The 21,037-nt window shown below is 39.6% G+C and carries 16 protein-coding genes; 7 read left to right on the top strand and 9 right to left on the bottom strand.

Annotated features, from left to right (window positions below; all coding sequences use genetic code 11):
- Positions 1 to 49: 49 nt before the first annotated feature.
- On the bottom strand, positions 50 to 1,297 hold the full coding sequence (locus tag HDF25_RS06860; RefSeq protein WP_184623991.1) for a hypothetical protein: 1,248 nt from the start codon (positions 1,295 to 1,297) through the stop codon (positions 50 to 52).
- 161 nt (positions 1,298 to 1,458) lie between these two features.
- On the opposite strand from HDF25_RS06860, the gene HDF25_RS06855 reads away from it, so the two are divergent.
- The gene (locus tag HDF25_RS06855; RefSeq protein ID WP_184623990.1) at positions 1,459 to 2,490 is read left to right on the top strand and encodes a Kelch repeat-containing protein; all 1,032 of its coding nucleotides are present in this window, start codon (positions 1,459 to 1,461) and stop codon (positions 2,488 to 2,490) included.
- A gap of 88 nt (positions 2,491 to 2,578) precedes the next feature.
- On the opposite strand, the gene HDF25_RS06850 is transcribed toward HDF25_RS06855, so the two are convergent.
- From HDF25_RS06850 to purL, 5 genes are all read right to left on the bottom strand, one after another.
- A complete protein-coding gene (locus tag HDF25_RS06850) occupies positions 2,579 to 3,445 on the bottom strand; it encodes a glycine betaine ABC transporter substrate-binding protein (protein ID WP_184623989.1) in 867 nt (288 codons plus the stop codon).
- 60 nt (positions 3,446 to 3,505) lie between these two features.
- Complete coding sequence (locus HDF25_RS06845; protein ID WP_184623988.1) at positions 3,506 to 4,324, bottom strand: ABC transporter permease; 819 nt, start codon at positions 4,322 to 4,324, stop codon at positions 3,506 to 3,508.
- 1 nt (position 4,325) lies between these two features.
- Positions 4,326 to 5,564, bottom strand: coding sequence for a glycine betaine/L-proline ABC transporter ATP-binding protein (locus HDF25_RS06840; protein WP_184623987.1), 1,239 nt, complete (start codon positions 5,562 to 5,564; stop codon positions 4,326 to 4,328).
- 20 nt (positions 5,565 to 5,584) lie between these two features.
- Positions 5,585 to 6,760, bottom strand: a complete 1,176-nt coding sequence (locus HDF25_RS06835; protein WP_184623986.1) for a hypothetical protein — start codon at positions 6,758 to 6,760, stop codon at positions 5,585 to 5,587.
- A gap of 987 nt (positions 6,761 to 7,747) precedes the next feature.
- Complete coding sequence (gene purL, locus HDF25_RS06830; protein ID WP_184623985.1) at positions 7,748 to 11,413, bottom strand: phosphoribosylformylglycinamidine synthase; 3,666 nt, start codon at positions 11,411 to 11,413, stop codon at positions 7,748 to 7,750.
- Positions 11,414 to 11,607: 194 nt separating this feature from the next.
- Here purL and HDF25_RS06825 point away from each other — a divergent pair, with 194 nt between their 5' ends.
- Positions 11,608 to 12,210 (top strand): HD domain-containing protein, encoded by a 603-nt coding sequence (locus HDF25_RS06825; RefSeq protein WP_184623984.1) that lies wholly within the window; start codon positions 11,608 to 11,610, stop codon positions 12,208 to 12,210.
- On the opposite strand, the gene HDF25_RS06820 is transcribed toward HDF25_RS06825, so the two are convergent.
- A complete protein-coding gene (locus HDF25_RS06820) occupies positions 12,207 to 12,761 on the bottom strand; it encodes a DUF6985 domain-containing protein (protein ID WP_184623983.1) in 555 nt (184 codons plus the stop codon). The genes HDF25_RS06825 and HDF25_RS06820 overlap by 4 nt on opposite strands.
- A 62-nt stretch (positions 12,762 to 12,823) precedes the next feature.
- Here HDF25_RS06820 and HDF25_RS06815 point away from each other — a divergent pair, with 62 nt between their 5' ends.
- A complete protein-coding gene (locus tag HDF25_RS06815; protein WP_184623982.1) occupies positions 12,824 to 13,672 on the top strand; it encodes an NAD-dependent epimerase/dehydratase family protein in 849 nt (282 codons plus the stop codon).
- On the opposite strand, the gene HDF25_RS06810 is transcribed toward HDF25_RS06815, so the two are convergent.
- On the bottom strand, positions 13,660 to 14,493 hold the full coding sequence (locus HDF25_RS06810) for a DUF3828 domain-containing protein (protein ID WP_184623981.1): 834 nt from the start codon (positions 14,491 to 14,493) through the stop codon (positions 13,660 to 13,662). The two genes, HDF25_RS06815 and HDF25_RS06810, sit on opposite strands and share 13 nt — an antisense overlap.
- An 88-nt stretch (positions 14,494 to 14,581) precedes the next feature.
- Between HDF25_RS06810 and HDF25_RS06805 the strand changes: the two genes are divergently transcribed.
- From HDF25_RS06805 to HDF25_RS06790, 4 genes are all read left to right on the top strand, one after another.
- Positions 14,582 to 15,301, top strand: coding sequence for a hypothetical protein (locus HDF25_RS06805; RefSeq protein ID WP_184623980.1), 720 nt, complete (start codon positions 14,582 to 14,584; stop codon positions 15,299 to 15,301).
- A gap of 346 nt (positions 15,302 to 15,647) precedes the next feature.
- Entirely contained in the window at positions 15,648 to 16,700 is a 1,053-nt protein-coding gene (locus HDF25_RS06800; protein WP_184623979.1) for a sensor histidine kinase, read from the top strand.
- A gap of 5 nt (positions 16,701 to 16,705) precedes the next feature.
- Entirely contained in the window at positions 16,706 to 17,470 is a 765-nt protein-coding gene (locus tag HDF25_RS06795) for a LytR/AlgR family response regulator transcription factor (RefSeq protein WP_184623978.1), read from the top strand.
- Positions 17,471 to 17,530: 60 nt separating this feature from the next.
- Positions 17,531 to 18,574, top strand: coding sequence for a hypothetical protein (locus HDF25_RS06790; RefSeq protein ID WP_184623977.1), 1,044 nt, complete (start codon positions 17,531 to 17,533; stop codon positions 18,572 to 18,574).
- Position 18,575: 1 nt separating this feature from the next.
- On the opposite strand, the gene HDF25_RS06785 is transcribed toward HDF25_RS06790, so the two are convergent.
- Positions 18,576 to 20,966 carry a glycosyl hydrolase family 95 catalytic domain-containing protein gene (locus HDF25_RS06785; protein WP_184623976.1) on the bottom strand — a complete coding sequence of 797 codons (2,391 nt, stop codon included), beginning with the start codon at positions 20,964 to 20,966 and terminating at the stop codon, positions 18,576 to 18,578.
- Positions 20,967 to 21,037 lie beyond the last annotated feature (71 nt).

Genomic DNA, 21,037 nt, shown 5'->3' with positions numbered 1-21,037 from the left:
TTTCTGTAACAAATCGCTTAGATTCCCTCCATATTGGGGCACATAAAAATTAATGTTTCAGACCAAGTTTTTTTAATATTCTGGTCTCAAGTTCTTCGTGTGTCATTTCGGGATATCCGGCAGGAAGGGTTAATAATCCTTCATCTACAGCTGTACTTGGATCAATAGATTTGATGCCATAGCTCACTTGTCTGCCATTCTCATCTTTTAGGGTATATCCCACAAAAAAACCATTTATCCCCAGAAGCCCTTTACCTTGAGTGATGGCTGGAGGAATGAGTTTATCCAGTTCATGGGAGTAATACATCTCCAGGTATAATTTGTACTTAGGATTGTAATTTTTGTTTTCCAGATCCTCCCATTTCCCATTAAATACGCAATGAAGATAAAGCATACTGTCATCTGGCTTACCGTCTTTACCGATACCAGGTTTGACAGGAAGTTCTAAACGTACTCCACTGGCCTGGTATTTACCAAATAACTTAGGACCAATCAGAGAAGGATGTATATCTGTTTGATTTAATATTTTTTTATAATAATCAGCAAGACCAAATGCATACTGGAAATTTTCAAGTTGTTCTACAACAGCTGCAGGAACAATATTCAGGTAATTTGAAATCGCATAGCTCTTTTTCGCCCGGAGATCTACAATGGTTATAACTCCCCCCAGGTTATCAAAGAGTTTTTTGCCAATAGAGTTAGGAGAATCAGCTAATTCTGCCCGGATATAGTTATTGGTAATATAATAATGAAAGTCGCCCGCCAACGGCCCGAAAGTCTGTGCAGGACGTAAAATATCCAATACCTCATTCAAGCCCGCCGCATTAGCCGGATCATTACTTAACTGCGCTCCGATTTGTCCGAATAACTGAGGATCTTCCAGTACACGTTTTAAAATTTCTCTGTCAGTGCCTGTTATTCCCTGGCTCTTCGCAATTTTTAGTCCTTTGATGATGACTGGCTTTTGTAAAAGGGCCGACGAGTTAGCGAGTAAATCAACCGAATAGGTAATCCCTACCGCATTTACCGTTTTACCAGTTTTAGGAAAAGCCGGCTGAACCGCCTTATTAACCGGGGCATCTTGATTTTCTGCCGGGGATGGACCATTGTTCTCCATGGTGTTACTGCTGCTGTCCGGACTGGTCTTCGGAGACTGCATTTTCATGATCTTATCTGTTGCTTTTTTTAAAAGTCCTTTAAATTGTGCCTGAACCGGAAAATCTGCAGAGACAAATAACAACAGCAATAAGGTGTAACGACTATATTTGATCATGTGACGAAGAGATAAAAAGCTCATATTTATTCATCAAAAATATAAAAAGGCACGAATGTATTGATGTAAATATTTTAAAAACAAGCAATCACACGATTTAACAAAAGAATAATACAATAGATTATCTTCCAAGCGCATTATTTATTAACTTAGAATAAAATAAGGCTCCAAAAATCAAACGATCTATGAAACGCGCATACCTATTATCAATCATATTGATTATAGCGAATATAAATGTATTTGCACTTAATCCCGAAAATAAATTATTTACCAGTCATTCAGATCCTTACCTGGCTGATGCCGACACAACTGTTCAAAAATTAATCTTCAGACAAGCCGGGAGTCTGCCTTTTCCACTGGTATTCCATTCGGCTGTTACTGATAGCAGCTATGCTTATACTATCGGTGGGGTCTCTTTAAAAAGTGGTTTAAGCAGACAGGCACTTAAATATGATCCAGTTTCAGATCAGTGGATACAGTTATCCAACAAAATTAAACCTGTCGTACAGGCTTCTGCTGGCTATATTGCAGCAACTCATAAAATTTATATTATCGGAGGACTAACCTCTTTAATTAATTTTAGTTTATTCGGCGCTGTTCAGACAGTAGATGTTAAAACCGGGGAAGTCGAACAGCTGAAGATAGAAAACCCCATGCCAAGGGCCTATGCAGGTTCGGCAGTATGGAATAATAAAATGTACATCTTCGGTGGCAGTACCAAAGTGACTACCGGTTTTCAGGGTGTTTCAACAAATGCTTTTTATGAATTCGATCCTTTGACAAATATTTTCACAAAACTTCCGGATATGCCTGAAGCAGTCCAGACCTCAGGAACAGTCGTTAATGGGATTCTCTATGTTTTTGGAGGTTATAATTCACAATTAAACAAGACCAGCAAAAACATTTATGCCTACGATATCCAACAGCAAAAATGGCAGCTGGTATGTAAATCACCGGTAGATCTTACGGCCAATGGAATTTCCGCATATGGTGATCTTATTTTCATAACCGGTGGTTATTATAATCAGGGTCTGACAGCTTATCTGAATACCATTACCCATGAATTTAAAGTCATCAAGTCTAATCTATCACCACGCAAGCATTCAAGTGCAGTCAGTTTATATGGTCATTTAATGGTAATTGGGGGTATGAATGATATATCCTCATTAAAAAGTAACCAGGTAGCTGACCTGAAAGACATCCTGCTTCAGGAATAACCCCTCATAAAAAAGGGTAAATCACCAGGCAAAGAAATAATTCTTCCACCAGGTTTTTTACCCTTGGTATTTCTTTATAACCGGATGATTACTTTACAGAAGCTGTTTTCAGAAAAGAGCTCAAACGGACATTAAATTCGCTGTTTTGTGTCAGCCATTTTTCTATAGCAGCTTTTTCGTCATCTGCCCCTTTTAAAGCAGCCATCAACGAACCTAACTGTGCATCATTCAACTGAAAATTTCTGAAGAAAGAACTTACCTGAGGGTTTAATTTCACAAAATCCTTGTTGGCAACAGTCTGTAAAGTTTCGACATCTCCAAAAACATGTTTTGGGTCACTTAAAAATTTCAGTTTATAAGTACTGAAAATATAATGCGGAGACCAGCCGGTAATCACCACTGGTTTTCCGGCATCAATGCTCTTTTTTAAGATAGCAAGCATTGCTGCTTCACTCGCCGACTGCAATTCAAGTTTTAATTTATAATCTTTAATTGCAGCTTCTGCTTTGTTCATAATCCCGGCCCCGGCATCAATTCCTATAATTTTGCCATCAAAAAGTGAAGCATTTGCATTCAATTCTTCGATACTGTTAATTTTCACGTAATCCGGAACAACAAAACCAATCCTTGCATTGGTATAATTTGTGCCCAGGACTTCCAGTTTTGCACCGAATTTGTCCATATATTCTTTGTGTGTAACTGGCATCCAGGTATCCATAAAAATATCAGCATCGCCACCTGCAACCGCAGCAAAAACCGGGGCAACATCTGCGTTTTTCAGTTCAACAGTATATCCCTCTTTCTCTAGCAATACTTTTGACAATTGAGTCATTGCTACCCCCTCTGCCCAGTTTACATAAGCAATGGTTACTTTCTTGTCATTACTTGCCCCACCACATGAATAAATCATACTTATTGTCAGTGCGATTAATAATCCGCTAATTACTTTCTTCATTTGAATAAATTTATTTTTGAGTATTAAATATTAAAATTGTTTGGTTGAAAAATGAGCTGGTTATCTTTTTTTCATACCGAAAGACTGTGTGATCCGGTCCAAGATAACAGCCAGGATCACAACCGCAATTCCACCTTCAAATCCTAATCCTATTTTAAGTTGTGTAATCCCTTTAAGGACAACCTCACCTAGCCCTCCGGCAGCGATCATCGCAGAGATAACCACCATAGAAAGAGCCATCATAATGGTTTGATTAACACCAGCGAGTATAGTTGGTAAAGCAAGCGGCAATTCTACTTTGAATAGTAATTGTCTGGATGTAGCTCCGAATGACCGGGTAGCTTCGACAATATCTTTTGGCACCTGACTGATTCCCAGAGTTGTTAAACGTACAGCAGGGGGCATCGCAAAAATAATGGTCGCAAAAGCTCCGGGTACTTTTCCCAATCCGAAGAATAATACCGCAGGGATCAGGTAAACAAAAGCGGGCATAGTTTGCATCAGGTCGAGAACTGGTCTCATCAGTTTTCCAACCAGCGGTTTCTTTGCTGCCCAGATCCCCATTGGAATCCCTATCACCAAAGCTATAAAAGCAGAAGATAAGATCAGTGCCAGTGTAGCCATAGTCTGTGCCCAGTATCCCATTGCCCAGATGAGCGTTAAACCCGCAAGGGTCAGGATAGTCACCCCTAGTCCTGTCCTTTTCCAGGCCAGGAAAGTAATCAGCAGGATGACAACGTAAAATGGCGGGAACATAAAGATCCACTCGACAGAATCAACAACAGAGATGACAATGAGTTTGATTATACTAAATAAGGCTCCAAAATTATTGGTGAGCCAATTGATTAATTCTTCTATATAAGGTCCTATATGTATCATGTTATATTATTTCGTTTTGTAGATTATCAATTGAATTTCCGGTTACATTTTCCCACGAAGTCCCGGTAGTCTCGATCAGCAATGAAGTTTGTGCAACAATTCCAAGAAGTTTATTGGTCTGTTTATCTATAATAGGAACCGGTCTGCCGTTTTCAGCAATAAAAGGGAGCATCTGTTCTACTGTTGTTTCAGGATAAGCCACAGGTACATCTTTCACAATAGCCATTTCAATAGTATGATGCCCTTTCGCTTTCAGTTCAAGGATATCTTTTAAATAAACAAAACCCAGGAAGTGCTTATCAACTGAAACAGCTGGTAATGCGGTCAGCCCTGAGGTACGCATTTTCCGCAGACTGCCTTCTACCCCATCCTTTTTAAAAATGGCCACTGTTGGTTTTTCGAATAGCAGACTGGCTGCAGTTATAATAGATTTTCTGTCAACCTTCTCTACAAAAGAAGAAACATAATCCGTTGCAGGGTTAGTCAGGATATCTTCTGGTGTACCAATTTGTATAATCTCTCCATCTTTCATAATGGCGATACGGTCACCCAGGCGGATAGCTTCATCCAGATCGTGGGTAATAAATACAATGGTTTTATGCATTTTCTCCTGCAGTTCAATCAGCTCGTCCTGCATCTGTGTACGGATTAACGGATCTAATGCAGAAAAAGCCTCATCCATTAAAAGGATCTCAGGATCATTCGCCAGCGCCCTCGCTAATCCTACACGTTGCTGCATTCCTCCTGAGAGTTCTGCTGTATTCTGATGTTCATAACCCCGCAGACTAACCAGATCAATCACTGACTGGGCTTTCGCTTCCCGTTCATCCTTTGGAATGTCCTGAAGCTCCAGACCAAAAGCTACATTTTCCAGTACCGTACGGTGAGGCAGCAGACCAAAATTCTGAAAAACCATGGCCATTTCTTTCCTGCGGACTTGTTGTAACTCTTTATCACCCAAACTGGTAATATTTACCTCATTCAGGATTACATTTCCCGAAGTTGGTTCGATCAAACGGTTAAGACATCGCAACAAACTGGATTTTCCACTGCCGGATAAACCCATAATCACAAAAAACTCACCTTTTTCTATGTTAAATGCTGCATTTTTAACGGCTATAGTACAACCGGTTTCTTTTAAAATATCAGCTTTGCTTTTTCCAAGCTTTAAAAGTTTAAGTGCCTCCTCTTTTTCTTTTCCGAAAATTAGTGTAAGGTCTTCTATTTTAAGTTTAGACATATCTTTATAAGTATTTTATATTAAAAATAATAACCGATGTTAATGTTAAACCGGCTGTGCCATCTCGCATCCGGATTACCTGATGACAATCCATTTTGCCATTCAGGCCCCAGCCAGGGTTGATTTTTTCCAGCTGCCCAATCCACATAAGTCACCAGGTTTCCTGCATTGATCATACAACCCAATACATTCATCTGCGTATCTTTAAACCCAGTTTGCGGCTTATTCATATAAGAATAGTTCTCATAAAAAACGAGTGATTTAACCGGACCCAGCTTCAGGGGTTGTGTATAGGCAAAAGAAACAGTATGCAGGTAAGCTTTGCGGGCAATCTCATAAGAAGAGCCGTATGCCGCCAGCTGTACTGTATTTTTAAAGGCTAAAGAATCTGACAGGTTGTATTGATAATACATAGACTGAAGTTTCACGTTCAGTTTATCAAAAGTCAGATCCGCATGTAAAGCCGCAGCCCATCTGGCACCCATTCTGCCGGTGGGGATATTGTAAACTCCGCCAAGCATTCCTGAAACACCAATTTTCTTGTCTTCTGCTAACAGGTATTCTGTCTTGATATTAGCCTGATTAACTTCTTTATTTCTTCCGGCTACATCATAAGAATATCTGGATGGATCTATGGAGCTTTTATCCCCAAAATTCAATTCCATTGCATTTTTGAAAAAGGCTATATCGTAGATCCAGCGTTTCCTTCGCTGATGAAAATTAATACCCATAGAGAATTTATCTTCAAAACCCACATAATAAGGAAGATTAAAAAACCAGTTATGAGAATTATAAGTTGTATTTCCAAAGGGATTCTGAACCAGTCCGACAGCTATATTTGTACTATCGTTAATCAGGTACCTGACATAACCTTCTTTTAGAAAACTTCCGCCAAAATCTTTAGAGTAGAAACGGTATTCTGCATGAAAATCCAGTTTTTGATAAGAGACATCTGCGTTGACGCGAAACATATCCAAACCAAAATCACCTCCTCTTTTAACTTGTTCCTTTTTCCAGGAAGACAGATTATAGTTGAATCTCAGTGCTCCGCCTATTTTAAATACGGGTTTAGCCGGTCGTGATGGAGTAAGGGCTGTATCCTGTTTGGTTCGAGTAGAGTCTTGGGCTATTAATGATAACGGTAGTATAACGGCAAGTACAATACAGCTTAAGACGTGCTGTAATTTTAATTTCATCTTTCTTTTTTTCAAATGTCATGAAACTCGCATAAGCTTAATATTGCTTTCCTGAACTGTAAGCTCATGCAGGTTTCAAATAAATAATTTATATATGCAGACATGATTGCCGCATACCATAAAATGCTTTAAATAAAACATTAATTAGGAAATGACCAGGGAGTAAATTCCCCGGATATTTAAACAGATATTGTGCTGTTTCTTTCTAGAATTTAACGCTCAGATGGCGTCATAACAGCGGACGTTTAAATTAAAAACATGACAAAGGTAAGCAAAATTTCTGTGTTTTTAGCCTCTGTGACGAATATCGATCAGAAAACAGCCCATTTTAGCTGCTTATAAAAGGTGAAAATATTCCGAAAATATTGGTTGAAATAAGACTTGAATTCTGGTGTTTCTTAATAGCTCAAAAATCAAAAAACCGTAGGTAGAAATAGGAAAGATCTTTGTAAAAAATAGGGTGTCAGAAGAAGTACGGCTTGATTTCCTGGCATTCACCAAATGGTCAATCCGGATACTCAATTCTTCTTTTTCTACGCTCCGGCTAGCTAATTACAAGCTTAAAAAAGAGGAAGAAATAACACAGCTAAAAAACAACAATATTTTATTTTGTTTTTTTTTATTTTTCGAAATATTCATACTCAATATGGAGCACATCTGGGTTCAGATCTGATTTGCTTCCGGTTACAGTAATTGATAGTTTTGGTATATACTGAATAGACATTAAAAATGACATTAGATAAGAGGTAGTACCTTACCTCATCTTCGGCATAGCCTGGAACCATATTCAAATAATGAATCTTGAAACCAGACAAGTTATAACAGCGGCAAAATCTTTAATAAAATCTTATTACTAACAATTGATAACAAAACAGTTTCAATTTATAAGCTTACACATCCTTCAGATTCTACTTACAGTTGAGCAAAAAAAAATTGGTTCAGAATTTATAAATTCTGAACCAATTGGATTAAATTATAAATCTTGTTCTATTTCTCTAATTGCTCAATCCACTCTCTTGCATTCACAAAAGCTTCCATCCATGGTGAAACCTCATCTTTACGTCCCTCAGGATAATTAGCCCAGTGCCATTGGAATAAGGAACGTTCAATATGCGGCATCATCACCAGGTGTCTTCCGGAACGATCACATAACATTGCTGTATTGTAGTCCGATCCGTTAGGATTAGCCGGATAACTTTCATAAGCATATTTCGATACAATCTGATATTGATCTTCTGCATATGGAAGCTGGAATTTACCTTCTCCATGTGAGATCCATACCCCCAGGGTACTTCCGGCAAGGCTCGAAAGCATTACTGAATTGTTTTCCTGTATCGTTAATGAGGTGAAACCACTCTCATGTTTAGCACTTTCATTATGTAACATTTTAGGCTTTTCTGCATGATCTTCATTAATCAGACCCAGTTCAATGAATAACTGACATCCGTTACAAATACCAACAGACAGTGTGTCCTCACGTTTAAAGAAGTTTTCGAGTGCTATCTTAGCCTTTTCATTGTAAAGAAATGCACCCGCCCATCCTTTGGCAGAACCCAGTACATCTGAATTGGAGAATCCACCAACTGCACCAATGAACTGTATGTCTTCCAGAGTCTCTCTTCCTGAAATCAAATCAGTCATGTGTACATCTTTGACATCAAATCCAGCCAGGTACATCGCATTTGCCAGCTCTCTCTCCGAGTTACTCCCCTTTTCACGGATAACAGCGGCCTTAGGTCTTGGTTTAGAAGGATCTATCACTGGTTTCTTTCCATCAAAGCTCAATGGGAAACTATAATTCAGGACATGATTTTTATAGTTATCAAAACGTTCTTTAGCTTTTACTTTACCACTTTGTTTCTGATCAAGCAGATAAGATGTTTTAAACCATACATCACGCAGGTGATCTATATCAAAACTCCAGTTTCCTGAAGCATTTTTAACATTTAATTTAGCCTCTTCATTAACTGTACCGATTTGATGATAAGCTACTCCATTAGCTTTCAGTATAGCTTCAGCACCTTCCTCAGCCTGGAATACGATACCTATGTTCTCAGCAAAAAGAGTTTCTATGATATCCTGATCTCCTAATGAAGACAGATCTATAGTTGCACCCAGATTACGGTCTGCAAAACATAACTCTAAAAGCGTAGTGATCAGACCACCACTGCCTATATCATGTCCGGCCTGTACTTTACCAGCTTTGATTAACTCCTGAAGTGTATTAAAGGTAGTTTTAAACTGAGCTGCATCCAGTACATCAGGAGTTTCAGTACCTATTTTGTTCAGGATCTGAGCGAATGAAGAACCACCCAGTTTATATTGATCACCCGAAAGATTAACATAATAAATAGCTCCGCCATTTTTACGCAGTACAGGTTCTACAACTGCAGTGATATCATCGCAATGTCCGGCAGCAGAAATAATTACTGTACCGGGAGCAATAACTTCGCCGTCTTTATATTTTTGTTTCATGGAAAGAGAGTCTTTCCCTGTAGGAATGTTAATTCCTAAATTAATCGCAAATTCTGAACAGGCTTTTACTGCTTTATATAATCTTGCATCTTCTCCTTCGTTTTTACAAGCCCACATCCAGTTTGCTGAAAGTGAAATACTTTCCAGACCATCCTTTAAGGGTGCCCATACAATATTGGACAGTGATTCGGCGATAGCATTCCGGCTTCCCGCAGCAGGATCAATTAATGCTGAAAGTGGCGCATGTCCGATTGAAGTGGCAATACCATCTTTTCCCTGGAAATCCAATGCCATCACACCACAGTTATTCAAAGGAAGCTGAAGAGGGCCGGCACATTGCTGTTTGGCTACTCTTCCGCCCACACAACGGTCAACTTTATTGGTTAACCAATCTTTACTGGCTACTGCTTCTAATTGCAGGACCTGTTCCAGATAGGTATTCAGCTGCGTGGTATCATAAGTTACAGCTTCGTATTTCCTGGTCACTGTTTTATCCTGCATGATCACTTTTGGAGAGCTGCCGAACATGTCTTCCATTTTCAGGTCCATTGGCCTGGCACCATTGGTTGCTGATTCAAAAGTAAACCGGTGATCACCAGTAACCTCACCTACAGTATACATTGGAGCCCTTTCACGGTCAGCAATTTTTTGCAGGGTTTCTATGTTCTCCTGGCCGATTACCAGTCCCATACGTTCCTGGGATTCATTACCTATGATTTCTTTGGCAGATAGTGTCGGATCACCAACCGGCAGTTTATCCAGGTCAATTTTACCTCCTGTTTCTTCTACCAGCTCAGAAAGACAGTTTAAGTGTCCGCCTGCCCCGTGATCATGAATGGAAACGATAGTATTATGATCGCTCTCTACCATTCCACGTACAGCGTTGGCTACTCTTTTCTGCATTTCAGGATTAGAACGTTGTATCGCATTCAGCTCGATACCTGATCCCAATGCACCAGTATCTGCTGAAGATACCGCAGCGCCTCCCATTCCGATTCTATAATTTTCTCCACCTAATACAACAATCTTATCGTTAAGAGATGGTTTTGCTTTTTTAGCCTGATCAGCTTTTCCGTAACCTACTCCCCCGGCCTGCATGATTACTTTATCATAACCTAGTTTTCTTGCCTCTTCTTCGTGCTCAAAAGTGAGGATAGAACCTGTGATCAGCGGTTGACCAAACTTATTACCAAAATCAGAAGCTCCGTTAGAAGCCTTGATTAATATATCCATTGGTGTCTGATATAACCAGTCTCTTTCATTAACTGCTTTTTCCCATGGACGATTTTCTTCCAGACGGGAGAAAGATGTCATATACACAGCTGTACCAGCAAGAGGTAATGAACCTTGTCCGCCGGCAAGTCTGTCCCTGATCTCTCCGCCTGATCCTGTTGCAGCTCCGTTGAAAGGCTCTACAGTAGTCGGGAAATTGTGCGTTTCTGCTTTCAGTGAAATTACTGAGTCAAAATCTTTGATTTCATAATAATCAGGTACATCTGCTCTTTTAGGAGCAAACTGCTGAACTTTAGGTCCTTTAACAAAGGCTACGTTATCTTTATATGCTGAAACAATTCCGTTTGGATTGGTTTCAGAGGTTTTACGGATTAGTTTGAATAAAGATGAAGGTTGTTCTTCACCATCTATCACAAATGTTCCATTGAAAATTTTGTGACGGCAGTGTTCTGAATTTACCTGTGAAAACCCAAATACTTCTGAATCCGTCAGTTTACGGCCCAGTTTCTCTGACAGTTTATTCAGGTAATCTATTTCTTCTTCGCTTAATGAAAGTCCTTCCTGCTGATTGTATGCTGCAATATCAGCGATTTCCAGAATTGGTTCCGGTTTAATACTGATGGTATAAATGTCCTGATTCAGTTCATTATACTTTTGAAACAGCATCGGATCAAAATCTGTGAAGTCTGCCTTTGTATTTTTAAACTCTTCAATCCTGATGATACCATGAATATCCATATTCTGGGTAATTTCAACAGCATTTGTACTCCATGGGGTTACCATTGCAGCACGTGGGCCAATAAAGAACTCCGTTAAAACGGTTTCTTGTTTGAATTGTGCACCGCCAAACAGCCAGGTTAATTTTGAAATATCTGACGATGAGAGGGTTCGCTCTGATTGTAAAGCAAAAACAGTATTAAGCTCGTTGGAGAAGAAATAAATCATGGTATGTTTTTATGGCGCAAATTTAATTTAAAAAAATTCTATGCCGTTATATATTGCAAAAATAGATGCAACTAATAGCAAATTCTACTTTAAGATGTAGAATCTCAGGCGTTTTTATTGTTTTCTTTCCATTTTCCCCAAAAACATTGAATACATGCTTTTGTAATTTTATATTTGAAAACTATTTAACTATTATGAGTTCCGACAAAATATTAAAGCAGATTGCCTTCATTCACGAAATTGATAAGCTCAAATACATTCAGCGTAAAACCCGTCTTTTTAATAGTGACCGCCGGGAAAATGATGCTGAACACAGCTGGCATCTGGCTGTCATGGCGTTGACACTGGCCGAACATGCCAACGAACCGGTGGACATCCTGAAAGTCATCAAAATGCTGCTGATCCATGATGTAGTTGAAATAGATTCCGGTGATATTTTCCTTTATGACACTGTAGTAAACCATGATAATACAGTTTTGGAACGTCAGGCGGCCGAAAGGATATTTGGTCTGCTCCCGGCTGAACAGGCAGAAGAATTTATCGCCATCTGGGAAGAATTTGAAACTGGTGATACGCCAGAGGCAAAATTTGCCCGTTCAATGGATCGTCTGGAGCCTATTCTGCAAAACGCATCTAATCAGGGAGGTACCTGGATGGAATATGATGTAGAGTACGCCACAGTAATTAAAAGAGTCAGCGGCATCCGTCACGGATCACAGCCAATCTGGGATTTCACCAAAACACTGATTGATGACAGCGTAGAAAAAGGGTATCTGAGAAAGGAAGAAAAGAACTAGAACTGAGATAATAATAAATCTTCGCTGTCCGGTTTTCCATAAGCATCTGCATCTGTCAGATGGCCATCCTGACCACTTATTCTGGTTAGCTTTTTGCCTTGTCTGAAAACCAGTTGCAGACCGTGTTCCTGTTCCCAGTCGCAGCTACAGGCTACCTGGATATAAATGTTCTCATCCTCGTAGAGCCTTCTGGTTACATAAATCTCTGTAGGCTGTACAAACTTCCAGATTTCATTTTCATGGGTGATTGACCTTAAATCAGCATCTGCTTCATCAGGTTCAATAGTATCCAGAAAATCGAGACAATTTTTATAGACCAGGTGAGAAACGGCCTCCCGGTCAGTAGTCTTTAATGCCAGAAAATGTTTCAGCGCCTCATCTGCTTCTTCCAGAAATGTTTCGTCAGTTTCCGGATCATAGTCTGTAAAACTGATCCCGACTTTCTCTCCTTCAAAAAATGGAATATTGATCTCCTCTCCTATCCACCAGTCTAAAAGACTATCATCCCCGGTTAATGTACCTATGATTTTTGATATGATCTTTTCCCCCATGGCCTTATTTTTATGAAAAATTAAGAAAATTTATCAATAATTTTATCATCTCATCTATAATTATGCGGATTTTAGTTACAGGTTCATCAGGACAGTTAGGTTCAGTTACCGTTAATCATTTAAGAAATCACGGACATGAAGTTACCGGAATTGATCTGATTGCCCATCCCTCTACCGATCTGATTATTGACATCACAAACCCTACTGCTGTTGAACAGGTTACCAGAAATATGGAAGCAGTCATTCATACGGCAGCCATACATGGTAAACATTATGACCTGAACTACCCCAGGGAAGATTTTATCAATGTAAATATTAAAGGGACTCTTCATCTGCTGAATGCCTGTGTGAAAAATAAGATTACACAGTTTCTTTATATCAGTACAACTTCCATTTACGGAAATAGTATGGTTAATCCCGGACAGGCCGTGTGGGTAGATGAAACACTGCAGGAACAACCAAGAGATATCTATGATATCACTAAACAATGTGCCGAGCAATTGTGTAAAGACTTTTTTAAAAAAGAAGGTTTGCAGACTTCGGTTTACAGGGTTGGAAGGTTTTTGCCGGAAAATGATAACCTGAAAATTAATCACAGGGTCTACAGAGGCCTGGATGAAAGAGATGGTGCTGAAGCGCTAAGGCTGGCCCTGATACAAGAGTTTGATCAGTTTGAAGTATTTAACATCTCGGCAGGATCTCCTTTTCAAAAAGAAGATCTCGTTCTGCTTAAGAAAGCACCGCAGGAAATTATAAAAAGATATTATCCGGATGCAGACAGGATTTATCAGGAAAAAGGATGGTCATTTCCAGAAAGCATTGACCGGGTCTATATAGCCGATAAAGCCAAACATATACTGGGTTATCAACCCCGATATACATTTGGCTTCCTGTTATATCATTCTGAATAAATAATCCGCCCGTCTTTCAGCTGTCCCAACTCCCATCTGTTATTGTTCTTTTCTAAAAATGCACCATCAGAAGATATTTCAGATTCATAAGCTGTGCCTGATTTTCTATTCAGGACCCAGCTGGTCTTGTTTGTAAATACTTCAGCCCTTTTCTGATCATCAGAAAAGATTACGGTTGCAATAGACCTTCTGTCCTTACTTTTTAGTTTCAGAGGTAACTCAAAAACACGGATACAACCTTTTTTAATATTACTCCACTGATATTCGTTCCCCGCAGATAATCTGCACCGCTGATCATCCGCATCCGAAGCTACCGGAGTAACAGGGGTTAGAAACTGGGATAAAACTTCCTTCGTATTCTTTCCTACCGAACGCTCATCTTTAAACTGTACGTTGTCTATTTTCCAGCTTCCACCTTCCCTGATCAGTTCAATGACATCCTTCCATTTTTCACTACCGCCTTTATTGTTTGTAAATTCGACTGTTACAGTCGCCAGGTCACCATTTATGGTCGTTTTTCCTATATCAAAAGAAGTATAGCTTTCAAACAAACTGGTGAATATATCTCCTTCAAGCTTAGCTGGTCTGTCTGTCAGTTTTTTCGCTTTTAGGGCTAAAACAGATTTAATTTCTTCGGTGGCTGCCTTTTCTACAAGAGTGGACAAGGCAACTGTCAATAAACCTTTGTCAGCATCAGTATAATTGCCCTTATAATTTTTATAGAAGTTATAAACTACTTTATTTACCTCATTATTTTTGAAAGGATTACAACCAAACGAGAGCGTTGCAACGATCAAGGATAACAGGATTTTCGATTTCATATCATAATTTATTTTAAGTTTTACAGGTTATAAACGCTTTAACAGGATAATACCCCTATGCCAGCTAATGATTACATTTGCATTAATTATGAAAAGAATTTGTCATGTCCTTTTGCTTTTAGTTGGTTTTCCTGTAATCAGTATGGCTCATGGTTACTGGATGGATATTAAAGGGGCCGGAAAAGTTAATCAGCCTGTTGCAATCCAGATTTGTTTTGGAGAAATTGATGAATATAGTGTACGTCACCGTGAAACAGGCCCCGAACTTGCACTTATCGGCGACTTCAAAATCAGTGTGATTAATGAAAAAGGACAGCGCATAGCTATACAGATTCACCAGAAAGCAGATTGCTGGGAAGGGACATTTATACCTAAAGAGAAAGGTATTTATCAGATTTTAGGCATCAATGATGAACTTCCTGTAGTTGACCGCTCTAAAACAGGTGGTAAAAATGTACGTCCGATTGACTATTTGTGCGCAGTTTATCATGTGGAAAAACCAGGATCAGTATCGAAACCGGTACAACTGTTAGATATGGTTACTTACTCAAAAGGAAAGCTAATCATTGGAAAAGCATTTAATAATGGTAATCCTGCGGCTAACAATACAAAAATCCGGGTATTTAATCCCGAAAACTGGGAGAAATCGCTGACAACAGATGAACAGGGTGAGGTTTCGTTTATGCCTACGATGAAAGGGCTGTATATCCTCAGACAAGACTGGGTGGTTCCGGTCGCCGGCACCTATAAAGGTCTGCCATATACCAGTATCCGTCACAGATGTAACTATTGTTTGCGGGTTGATTAAACAAATAGATCCCTGCCCTGTTAACTCGGTTGCCGATCCAGTGATTTCAGCAGGATATTTAGTAAACTGAGTCACCGGAAAAGAAAATTGCGCCTGTTTTAGAAGATATTTGGCTGTAGAATCAGTTTAATATTTGAACCATATGAACTTAGGCGCAAAAACAACATCATCAATAAGAAAAGTATACGATTTATTAAAGTTATTCAGGATTATCTTAGTAGTTCTGGTTGCACTGCTCTCCTGTGGATTGATATTTTTATAAAAACAATCACATTAATTACCCAAAAGTAGGATTAATATTTTAAGATGACATTTAGATTAAATGCTTAATCCTACTTTTGTTAAGATGTCAACCCCCAGTTATAAATCGTTCAGACTCTATGGATATCCCAGTTTTGGTTTAATACTAATCCTGCTTTTTTTTCTGATCAATCCTTATGAGCGTTCCATTCAGAGCTGGAAACAATTTTCCCTGCTGGATTTCATCTTTGTAGATGTCCTGCTGACCATGGCTTATGCCACACTTATCTTTGAGACCGGTATTCAGCTGACGATGAGGCTCAATCAGAAACTTCACTGGGAAAAGAATATCATGACCAGGTTTACTGTCCAGTTTCTCTTACATATCACCTTAATCTCCATTATCTTAATTCCGATCTTTCAGATTGAACTGCCCAGCAAATTCTCAGCTGATCAGCTTTTATACCGTCAGATCATTATTTTCAGTATCATTTTCGCTTTACTGGCTACAGCTGTTTTTGCCGTTGAACACTTTTTCCATAAATGGAAGGACATTCAGCTGGAAACGGCTGTAATGAGACAGCATGCGACACAGGCACAGCTGGACGCCTTAAAACTACAGCTGGATCCACATTTTTTATTTAATAACCTGAGTACACTGGCTTCCCTGATTACTGACAATCCGGCATTATCCGTCGACTATGTGATTAAATTATCCTCCATCTACAGATATATGCTCACTAACCGGCCGCAGAATACCATTTCAATCCGGGCCGAACTCGAATTCATCAATGCCTATCTGTTTTTATACAAAATCAGGTATGGAGAAGCTATTCAGATTCAGATTTCGGACACTGAAAAGCTCAGCAGTAAAGAAATTGCACCTTTAACACTTCAGTTACTGATAGAAAATGCCATTAAACATAATTCCTTTTCTATTGAATCTCCTTTAAAAATAGAGATCGCTGAAATGGATAACAAATGGATTGTTATCAGAAACAATAAATCGCTGAAAGTGACTAAAGAACCCGGTTCAGCTTTAGGGCTAAAAAACATTCGTGAGAGGTACTTGCTTCTGGGACATGGAGAACCCGAAATTCATGACAACAGCAGCTTTTTTGAGGTTAAAATACCTTTGTTATTAAACCAGAAAATGTAAATGTTATGCTTAGTGTTTTAATTATAGAGGATGAAATTCCCAACGCACTCAGGTTGAAAGAAATGCTTCTTCAACTGGATGACACGATACAGATTACCGCTCAGCTACAGACACTCAGGACCAGTATACAGTGGCTCAGGGAAAACAAACATCCGGATCTGATCTGCATGGATATCCGTTTAACGGATGGATTAAGTTTTGAGCTTTTTAACCAGGTCGAGATCCAGTCACAGGTAATCTTCATTACAGCCTATGATGAATATGCTTTGAGAGCCTTTGAAGTCAATGGTATCGACTACCTCTTAAAACCTTTAGAATTACATAAACTTGAAAACAGCCTCCGGAAAGTTAAAAACATGATTGGTTTTGCTGACCATTCAGGGATGCAGGATATCTTGAAAAAAATTGAAATCCGCGAGAATGTGTACCGCAGCAGGTTCCTCGTCGCTTACCGGGATATGTTCGTTCCGGTGATTAGTGCAGATATTGCCTATTTCACCTCAGAAAACAAAAAGAACTATCTGATCACACATCAGGGGCAGCGTTACCAGACCGAACAAACACTCGAAGAGCTGGAACTGGAGCTAAATCCACAGATTTTTTTCAGAGTGAGCCGTCAATATATTATTTCAGTACAGTCTATTCATAAGATTTATCAGTCCTTCAACGGGAAGTTGAAAATTGAACTCGTTCCCGCCAATGGAGAGAGCATCCTGGTAAGCAGGGACAAGTCGGCCACTTTAAAAAAATGGCTGAATAGTTCTTTTTAAACAGGCTCTTAATTTTGCAGCTAAGCCAAAAACACTAAATTGAGCATAAATTGATAGTGCATGGAACCTGATGACGTAAAAATATCGCGTAAAAAACCCATTTTCCCCGTAACTCCGGCTTTTCAGAAATACCTGAGAAAGTATCAGCGGGAATCCAAACTTCCGATCACTTATGATGACCTCCTGGTTTTTGATGAGGCCTATCCGATCATGGACAGGTATGGAAAGGATTCGCTCTGGGAAGGTCCTATTTATGCTGCAAACCGGATTGAGCATTTGCATAATGGGCTTAAAGTGATTTACGCGAACCTCAAAGCGTCTGGTAACCTGCGGATTGTACAACATAAATACATTGAGAAAATTGAGTACTGCACCTTTGGCAATACACATCCTTTCCGCATAAAAATTGTAAACCGCTTAAATGATGTTTATGATTATTTTTATGTTAAAAGAGCTGACGCATCCAGAATTTACGGGCTGGAACTGGAAGAGATTCTGTCGCCGAATCAGGTCAATTACCTGGTAGACGGGGATACATTAATTGAAGAACATGTAGCTGGGATTCCCGGTGACGTGTTTGCTAAAATATATCTGCATAATCCTGAATATAATCCTACCCGGATTGCCAAGGAATTCGTAAAGTTCAATGAACGTTGTCTGATCATGTTATTAGGCGATATGAGATCCTATAATTTCGTGGTACAGATCACCCCTGATTTTGATGACATTCAATTCAGAATCAGAGCAATAGACTTTGATCAGCAGTTTTACGAAGGAAATATCAAAGTCTATCTGGCCCAGTTCTTCAAGGAAAACCTTCCTTATGTCAAAATGTGCATGGATCAATTAACAGATAAGACCTACCTGCAATATCAGCAGGAAGAAAAATCTTCGATATTACATCGTGTCCGCAGCGAAAGACATCGTTTGGCAGATCTGCGTGATGTTTCCAATACAGAGATATTAACTACACCCGAAAATATAGAAAGCTTAAAAAAGGGCATGGCTGATCATTTCGAAGATGCGCATTACCTGCAATGTCAAACTATGACCGATATTGTCGAACTTAACATTAAAAACATCATCAGGCAGGTTAAACTATAAGCTAAATTTCATTAAAACTGCTTAAATTATAATCCTTACCTGAAACTGTTCTCAGATCAATCAGTTTCCCTTTGTATTTCAACCTGCAGTTGCCGGTATTTTTTGCGTGTAATACTGCGGAGATCATTTTACCTTCTTTCCATTCCATATCGATTACGTACCCCCCTCTTGCAACCAAACCTTTGATTTTGCCACTATTCCATTCTACCGGAATAGCAGGCAGTAATTCAATAAATCCCTGATGGCTTTGTAATAACATCTCGGCTATGCCAGCACCGCCTCCAAAATTCCCGTCAATCTGAAAAGGCGGATGTGCACAAAACAGATTTGCATAGGTACCACCACCCTTCATTTTCACCTCTGCCCCATTCCCAACAAAACGGAGTAATTTTTTGAGTGCATCATAAGCTCTTTCTCCATTCTGCATCCTTGCCCATAAATTAATCCTCCAGGTAATAGCCCATCCCGTGCCATCATTTGTACGTGTGGTCAGACTCTTCCTCACAGCATCTGCCAGTGCAGGACTACCGGCTGAGGTAATAGAATATCCAGGATATGCTGCAAAAAGATGCGAAAGATGACGATGTCTGGGATCCTGGTCTTTCCAGTCATAATACCATTCCTGTAAGTTTCCTTCTTTCCCTATCTGGTAGGGAAGCATCTTTTGTAATGCGGCTTTTACCTCGTTCCGCTTAGCCACATCAAGACCAAGAACTTCACTTGCTTTAATATAATCAGTAAATAATTCTCTGATAATTGCCAGATCTGCTGTACCACCATATAATAATGAACCGGTATAACCTGAAGGGGTCACATAATAATTTTCCGGAGAAGTAGATGGTGCGGTAATTAAATTGCCCTTTTTATCCGCGACCAGGAAATCCAGACAAAACTGTACAGCACCTTTTATTAACGGATAAGCCTGTTGTTTCAGGAATAATTTATCTTGTGTGAAAGCATAATGTTCCCAAAGATGGGTAGACATCCAGTTTCCACCCATCGGCCAGTTTGCCCATCCAGGATCACCTTTTCCAAAGTCTCCGACAGGATTAGTCATTGCCCAGATATCACTGTTATGATGCAAAACCCATCCTCCTGCACCATAATAATTCTTAGCCGTTACCGCCCCTGTTTTAGCTAAACGGCCTATAAAATCAAGCAGAGGCTGGTGCATCTCTGTCAGGTTTGCTGTTTCAACACCCCAGTAATTCATTTCTGCATTAATATTGGTCGTATAGTTACTGCTCCATGGTGGCTGCATCAGTTCATTCCAGATCCCCTGTAAATTGGTTGCCATTCCTCCCGCCCTTGAAGAGCTGATCAGTAAATACCGACTATACTGGTAATATAAAGCAATCAGTGCACGGTCACTTTTACCGGCAGCAAAAGCATTTAATCTATCCATTGTGTTTATACCACCCTGGTCTTCATCACCCAGGCTGATTTGCACGCGGTCATAATATTTCCTGAAATCTGCCGTATGATTTTTTAATAAAAGGGCATATGATTTTGCATTTTTCAAATAATCAGCCGCTATTTTCATCTCCTGTTTGCCCTGAGTCCCCGGGTTCTTGTCAAACCCATTATAACTGGTTGCCATCGAAAGTACAATAACTGCTTCGGTTGCATTACTAATATGCAGACTATGTGCTTCTGAAGTTACTGTGCCATCAGTTTTCATGACTTTAAGCTGCGCTCCAAAACGCATCGCATTTACATCATCCCATATAATTTCATTCCCATGGTAAACAGGAGATGCATGTACCGGCGAATGTCCCTTCATCACCAGATCTTTTCCAAGGGTGGAAACGTTATGCTGCAGCAAACTATTGAAACGACAGATAAAATCAAGTTTCCCCTTGCCCCTGGCTGTAAACCTGATCACAACTAACTGATCGGGATGTGAGATAAATGTCTCTCGCTGATAAGTAGTTCCATCAATCTGATAACTCGTTTTACTGATTGCATTTTGTATATCCAGTTCCCGTTTATAATCACTGACTTCTCCCTTGTGGTTAAAATCAAAAAACAGATTACCCAAAGGCGCATAAGATTCAGAAAATTTTCCCTGCATAAAATGCACCAGTGAATCGGCCTTTTTATAATTTTCAGCAAACAGTGCTTCTCTTACTGGCTGCAGATAGTTTCTGGCATCAGGATTCATATCAGGATTTACAGGTCCTCCGGCCCAGAGCGTCGCTTCATTTAAAGAGAACCGCTCTGTAAAAATGCCGCCATAAACCATAACCCCCAGACGGCCGTTACCTAGCGGCAGCGCTTCCTCAAACTGCCCGGCAGGTTTATTATAGATCAGTTTATGATTATTTTGCTGGCTGTAGACTGGTGCCACCGAACAAAGAAGCCCGGTTATGAAAAGGAGATATTTCTTCATCAGTATCGCTGATTTGTATGAATAATTTTCCCCTTAAATTAAAGCATTTCATGATCTTCAGATTTTATCTG

Origin of the sequence: Pedobacter cryoconitis (genome assembly GCF_014207135.1) — a bacterium.
GTDB lineage: Bacteria > Bacteroidota > Bacteroidia > Sphingobacteriales > Sphingobacteriaceae > Pedobacter > Pedobacter cryoconitis_D.
Note: the sequence above shows the minus strand (reverse complement) of the source record. Positions and strands in the feature narration are given on the sequence as shown.

What these genes read in the sequence shown, in the direction of transcription:
- HDF25_RS06835 (WP_184623986.1), bottom strand. Translation starts at nt 6,760, where the DNA reads ATGAAATTAAAATTACAGCACGTCTTAAGCTGTATTGTACTTGCCGTT.
- HDF25_RS06785 (WP_184623976.1), bottom strand. Translation starts at nt 20,966, where the DNA reads ATGAAGAAATATCTCCTTTTCATAACCGGGCTTCTTTGTTCGGTGGCA.
- HDF25_RS06810 (WP_184623981.1), bottom strand. Translation starts at nt 14,493, where the DNA reads ATGAAATCGAAAATCCTGTTATCCTTGATCGTTGCAACGCTCTCGTTT.
- HDF25_RS06815 (WP_184623982.1), top strand. Translation starts at nt 12,824, where the DNA reads ATGCGGATTTTAGTTACAGGTTCATCAGGACAGTTAGGTTCAGTTACC.
- purL (WP_184623985.1), bottom strand. Translation starts at nt 11,413, where the DNA reads ATGATTTATTTCTTCTCCAACGAGCTTAATACTGTTTTTGCTTTACAA.
- HDF25_RS06840 (WP_184623987.1), bottom strand. Translation starts at nt 5,564, where the DNA reads ATGTCTAAACTTAAAATAGAAGACCTTACACTAATTTTCGGAAAAGAA.
- HDF25_RS06855 (WP_184623990.1), top strand. Translation starts at nt 1,459, where the DNA reads ATGAAACGCGCATACCTATTATCAATCATATTGATTATAGCGAATATA.
- HDF25_RS06845 (WP_184623988.1), bottom strand. Translation starts at nt 4,324, where the DNA reads ATGATACATATAGGACCTTATATAGAAGAATTAATCAATTGGCTCACC.
- HDF25_RS06805 (WP_184623980.1), top strand. Translation starts at nt 14,582, where the DNA reads ATGAAAAGAATTTGTCATGTCCTTTTGCTTTTAGTTGGTTTTCCTGTA.
- HDF25_RS06860 (WP_184623991.1), bottom strand. Translation starts at nt 1,297, where the DNA reads ATGAGCTTTTTATCTCTTCGTCACATGATCAAATATAGTCGTTACACC.
- HDF25_RS06800 (WP_184623979.1), top strand. Translation starts at nt 15,648, where the DNA reads ATGTCAACCCCCAGTTATAAATCGTTCAGACTCTATGGATATCCCAGT.
- HDF25_RS06790 (WP_184623977.1), top strand. Translation starts at nt 17,531, where the DNA reads ATGGAACCTGATGACGTAAAAATATCGCGTAAAAAACCCATTTTCCCC.
- HDF25_RS06850 (WP_184623989.1), bottom strand. Translation starts at nt 3,445, where the DNA reads ATGAAGAAAGTAATTAGCGGATTATTAATCGCACTGACAATAAGTATG.
- HDF25_RS06825 (WP_184623984.1), top strand. Translation starts at nt 11,608, where the DNA reads ATGAGTTCCGACAAAATATTAAAGCAGATTGCCTTCATTCACGAAATT.
- HDF25_RS06795 (WP_184623978.1), top strand. Translation starts at nt 16,706, where the DNA reads ATGCTTAGTGTTTTAATTATAGAGGATGAAATTCCCAACGCACTCAGG.
- HDF25_RS06820 (WP_184623983.1), bottom strand. Translation starts at nt 12,761, where the DNA reads ATGGGGGAAAAGATCATATCAAAAATCATAGGTACATTAACCGGGGAT.